The 3,460-nt window shown below is 47.8% G+C and carries 6 protein-coding genes; all 6 read left to right on the top strand.

Features of this window, described 5'->3' with window-relative positions:
• A partial coding sequence (locus tag J4G02_18375) for a class I SAM-dependent methyltransferase (GenBank protein MCE2396502.1) occupies nucleotides 1-339 on the top strand: 339 nt, incomplete at its 5' end.
• Between the two features lie 14 nt (nucleotides 340-353).
• The gene (locus J4G02_18370) at nucleotides 354-1,211 is read left to right on the top strand and encodes a GNAT family N-acetyltransferase (protein ID MCE2396501.1); all 858 of its coding nucleotides are present in this window, start codon (nucleotides 354-356) and stop codon (nucleotides 1,209-1,211) included.
• Nucleotides 1,212-1,279: 68 nt separating this feature from the next.
• Nucleotides 1,280-1,687 (top strand): hypothetical protein, encoded by a 408-nt coding sequence (locus J4G02_18365; protein ID MCE2396500.1) that lies wholly within the window; start codon nucleotides 1,280-1,282, stop codon nucleotides 1,685-1,687.
• Nucleotides 1,680-2,588: a sulfotransferase gene (locus J4G02_18360; GenBank protein ID MCE2396499.1), complete on the top strand. Its 909-nt coding sequence runs from the start codon at nucleotides 1,680-1,682 to the stop codon at nucleotides 2,586-2,588. Before J4G02_18365 ends, J4G02_18360 begins: the two co-directional genes overlap by 8 nt.
• A gap of 98 nt (nucleotides 2,589-2,686) precedes the next feature.
• Complete coding sequence (locus J4G02_18355) at nucleotides 2,687-3,199, top strand: alpha/beta fold hydrolase (protein ID MCE2396498.1); 513 nt, start codon at nucleotides 2,687-2,689, stop codon at nucleotides 3,197-3,199.
• Nucleotides 3,169-3,460 (top strand): hypothetical protein (locus J4G02_18350; protein ID MCE2396497.1); only part of this gene is annotated, 292 nt, incomplete at its 3' end. The genes J4G02_18355 and J4G02_18350, both read left to right, overlap by 31 nt.

Genomic DNA, 3,460 nt, shown 5'->3' with positions numbered 1-3,460 from the left:
TTGGATTGCTACAACCTCGATCAAATTGATGAGACCTTTGACGCAGTGTATACGCTGAATTGCCTGCTACACATACCAAAGAAGGATATTGGGCAGATTTTCAGTCTGATCGCGACCCGACTCAACGGAAATGGCTTAATGTATCTTGGACTTTGGGGCGGAGAAAATTTTGAAGGTATTCTAGAACAAGATACATACGAACCGAAGCGATTTTTCTCGTTTTGGGAACCGGAGACGCTCCTTGAAATCGTCCAACAATCATTCAGATTGGAGTACTACCGTAGGTTAAACCCTCGTGAAGGCGTAACCTTCAATTCTATTATCGCCCGTAAACGGTAATTTTAGGACACAAAATGGTCAAAATACAATCTCACAACAACGCAAACGAGCTCATTTCAATTTCAGGTGCCTACTTGGAATTGAATGAAAGTGAAAACAATTTACCGATTGGAGTGGCTCACACACTTTGCCAAGAACCACCCTGTGACGGACCTGATGCACCGCTGCTGTTGAGTATCTTGGATCGAGGTAGAGCGGTGGGCGTGGCAATCGTGACACCACCTAGGAGACTCATCCTGAGCAGAATTGACACAAGCGTCAAGGTAGCTATGGTTCATCTGACACGCTACCTACGTGAAATTGATATGTCAATACCGGGCGTTGTGGGACCGGCAGCCGAAGCCCAAGCCTTTTCTGAGTGTTGGACTGAGGGGATGGCTGGTGTCTCATCCAAAGTGGCTATGCGAATGCGTGTGTTTGAAGCCAAAACGGTGGCTGATGTACCGTTGTCTCCGGGAAAGTTACGCTTGGCAGGTATAAGTGACCATCCACTCATGACGCAATGGATTGTCGCTTTTTCGGAGGCAGTAGGTGAGCATGTGGATGTTGACTCTGCCAAAAGCAACGTCGAGCAGTACATCAAGAATCGGCAACTGTATATTTGGGATGATGGTGGTCCGGTCTCCATCGCTAAGGAGTTCCGACCAACGAAAAATGGTACGACAATCAATACGGTGTACACGCCGCCGGAGCATCGCAATAAAGGATATGCGACCTCATGCGTTTGGTCGTTGACAAAGAAACTGCTTTCAGATCGCTACTCTTTTTGTAACCTATATACTGATTTATCAAATCCAACTTCTAACAGTATCTACGCCAAAATTGGATATGTGCCTTTGGGGGATGCGTTATCATTTGATTTCGCGCCTTAAGCAAATTAGAACTGAATTGCACAGCGTGCCCCCGTTGTGCGTTTAGGTATCCGTTCAGGAGACAACCGATGCAAGATTTTGACTATACGCTGACATGGTATCACGGCTCTCAGCAAGAATTGACCACACTCAGGGTCGGAAGTTCAATAACACAGAACAAAATTGTGGCGAAAGCGTTCTCTCACAGACCGTCACTACTCACTCAGTCCGAAGGCGGTACGGTTAAGCATGATGGCGTGGCTCCCGGTTATCTCTATACCGTTGCCGATGAGATTGGTCCTGATGACGTGCACCCACATCCCCACCCAGTAAATGCCACCCGCTGGGAGTGGCTGACCAATCGAGAGTTGAAGCTAAAATTAGTCGAACAGACTGTTGTGACGGACAAAGAGCGTCTGACAGACCAAGAAATTGCAGAGATGAAGCGGAAACAGGAGGAGAGGGGCGAGCGATCTTTCGTGGAGGAATATGTTTGACCTAAGTTGCCACCTACCAATTATTGTGCTTGGTGTAGAGCGCAGCGGAACCTCTGTCGTTGCTGAGATGGTGCACCGATGGGGTGCGTATGCCGGGGCACCCGAAACGTTGCATGAAGCGGATGTACATGCGCCCAGAGGGTATTGGGAATTCCTGCCGTTATGGGATTTGTTGGCAGAGTTAGGTGATTTCGCTTCCGGGGCAACTTGGTGGGATCGTGACTTCCAACAGCGAATCGAAGATAAAGCCGCTGATCCTGTGTATAGAACGAAAGCTATTGAATTGATGTCTCAAATGGACAAAGGCAGACCTTGGTTTTGGAAGGATCCGGCACTCAGCCATTTTTTACCCTTTTGGAAACAGATTTGGAGCGATGCGATTTATATCATCACCGTTCGCAACCCTCTCGACACCGCAGTGTCGTGGCAGAAGTTCATTATGCCGTCCAATGTGAAAGTTCGTATTTCGTTTGTCGCGATGAATTTGTTGCGTTGGCAGCACATGATGACACTGATACTACAGCACACGGAAGATGCACAGCACCGACTCTTTCTTGGTTATGAAGATATTATGCGTGAACCTTGTGTGCAGGCTAAGAGGCTAGCTGAATTCTTAAACTCAAAGTTTGAGTCCCGACTTTCACCGATTCAGGCGATAGTAGATGCAGTTGATCCCCGACTATGGCATAACAATTGTCGGATGCCGTTTGACCAAGTGCCAGAGGCAACAGAGGCTCAGAAATCACTCTATTCCTTTGCAAGGCAGAAAATCGAAAATCCATTGGAGCCGTTCGATATTACAAAATATCCACTGTCTCCCGGATACCTTGAGTTTCTAAACATTCAAGAGGCTTTGCTGAAAGCCTGTCGAGAACTTGAAACATCTTCGATAGAAAGTTGATGAAAATATTGTCAAGGCACTATTCACGCAGGAAGATGTGATACTAACATCTCATTTCTGCTTTACACCCCACAATTATTGGCACGGAGTTGAGAACGATGCACGCTTGGAAAGAACATACCTTGAAGGTGAACGGGCATGAAATGGCATGGTTTGAGATCGGTACAGGACCGACCTTAGTTTGCCTTCATGGTAGTTGGGATCACCTGCTTTACCGTCCAATGGGAGAGCTATTCGCCCAAAAATACAGATGTGTCCTCTACGACCAACGCGGATCCGGTCAATCGAAACTGCTTGAGAGCGGCGAGGATGTAATGGATATCAAGAAATTCATCCAAGACCTCGACGCGCTTCGTGACCATTTGGGGTTGGATCAGATGGCACTGCTAGGCCATTCGTGGGGCAGCGGGTTGGGATTGCTCTACGCCCAAGCGTATCCTGATCGCCTGTCCCATCTCATCTTGGTAGGCCCGGGACCACTCAATTCAGTGCGAATAGAGATCGGATGGCATATCCGACCTCGCCGGAAGAGTTCGCAGCAATTCGGCGGTCATACGACGAAGCACGATCTGAAACAGGTGTGGTTCCACGCGAGATTGACGAAGCCTTGATCCGGGTATGGTCTCGCGTCATATTTTACTCACGTGAGACTGCGGGGCAGTTTATCGACTTCTATCTGAACTGTGGTGGCTATCTTAGACATGCTGAGTCACCCACGAACTTCAAGCATGAAATGCAACTGGCAAACGCTGATAGGATTACCGCACCCACTTTAGTTGTTTACGGCTATCAGGACTACGAACCAATTACGCAGGCATACTTAATCAAGGAAAAGATTCCTCAAACAGAAATTGCTTTTCTGAACGAGTGCG

It is taken from the genome of Candidatus Poribacteria bacterium (genome assembly GCA_021295755.1).
Lineage (GTDB): Bacteria > Poribacteria > WGA-4E > WGA-4E > PCPOR2b > PCPOR2b.
Note: the sequence above shows the minus strand (reverse complement) of the source record. Positions and strands in the feature narration are given on the sequence as shown.